We start from the raw sequence: 1,026 nt of genomic DNA on the forward strand, positions 1-1,026 counted from the left end.
GCGGGACCATATGCAACGGATGCGGTGCGATCATGACAGATTCACCGATACGGATTATTGTTCATGACCGGCAGGAACGGGAGGATATCGGTCTGTTCCTCGAAGTGATAATCAGGGAGATCCGGTGGGGGTCCCAATCCAGGGACAAAACGGCATTCACGTGGATCATCGCTCCCTCATGAAACGGGAACGTTCGTCAACAGTACACACCAGGTAAAAAGAAAAAAGGGGAAACCATCATGGCACACAGCACATCACATATTTTGTTAACGGCAGGGATCGCCATTCTTGCTCTCCTTGCTGCGGCAGGATGGGTCCTGGCTCATCCATCTCTGCAGCCGGAACCCGGCCGGAAAGAAATTATTGTCTTTAGTTCAGCCTCGCTGAGCGGGGCTCTTACCGATATTGCGAAGGCGTACGAGACTGCCCACCCGGATACGAATGTTATCCTGAATTTCAACAACGCGGCTGTACTCCGCACTCAGATTGAACAGGGTGCCAGTGCGGACGTGTTCCTGTCGGCAAACACAAAACACATGACGGCCCTGCAGGAGGAAGGCATGATAGTCAACGATTCAGTCAGGGTCTTTGCAACAACCAACCTTGCGATCGTTGTTCCCCGCGAAAACCGGGCAAATATTACCGGTTTGCCAGACCTCGCACAACCCGGTGTCCGGCTGGTAATGGGTGTAAAGGAAGCGCCCTTTGGTGATTACACCCGTCAGGTACTAGAGAAAATGGCAAGGGATCCTGCTTTCGGGCCTGCGTACAGAGATGCGGTAATGATGAATGTTATCTCAGAAGAACCAACGCTCCCATCGTTGATTGCAAAACTTCGGATTAGCGAAGCGGATGCTGGGATTGCTTTGGCATCCGATGTCAGTAAAGGAGACCGGGCTCTCGTGACCGCCATCCCGATCCCGGACCCGTATAATTGAGTTGCTGTGTTCCCGCTTGGTTTTGTGCAGAGATCGACTGATAAAGACCGGGCAGCGGCGTTTATCGGTTAAATCGTCTCGTCGGAGG

The 1,026-nt window shown here is 52.7% G+C and carries 2 protein-coding genes; both read left to right on the top strand.

What is annotated here, in order from left to right; genetic code table 11:
* Positions 1-182, top strand: a 182-nt coding sequence (locus CW742_RS15215) for a hypothetical protein (protein WP_292421876.1), incomplete at its 5' end; no start/stop codon positions are given.
* Positions 183-239: 57 nt separating this feature from the next.
* Positions 240-938 carry a molybdate ABC transporter substrate-binding protein gene (modA, locus tag CW742_RS15220; protein ID WP_292421877.1) on the top strand — a complete coding sequence of 233 codons (699 nt, stop codon included), beginning with the start codon at positions 240-242 and terminating at the stop codon, positions 936-938.
* Positions 939-1,026: the final 88 nt, after the last annotated feature.

The sequence above is a fragment of the Methanoregula sp. genome (assembly GCF_002835825.1).
Classification (GTDB): Archaea; Halobacteriota; Methanomicrobia; order Methanomicrobiales; family Methanospirillaceae; genus Methanoregula.

Bases quoted from the DNA above. Each gene is read 5' to 3' on its own strand.
- modA (WP_292421877.1), top strand. From the start codon at position 240: ATGGCACACAGCACATCACATATTTTGTTAACGGCAGGGATCGCCATT.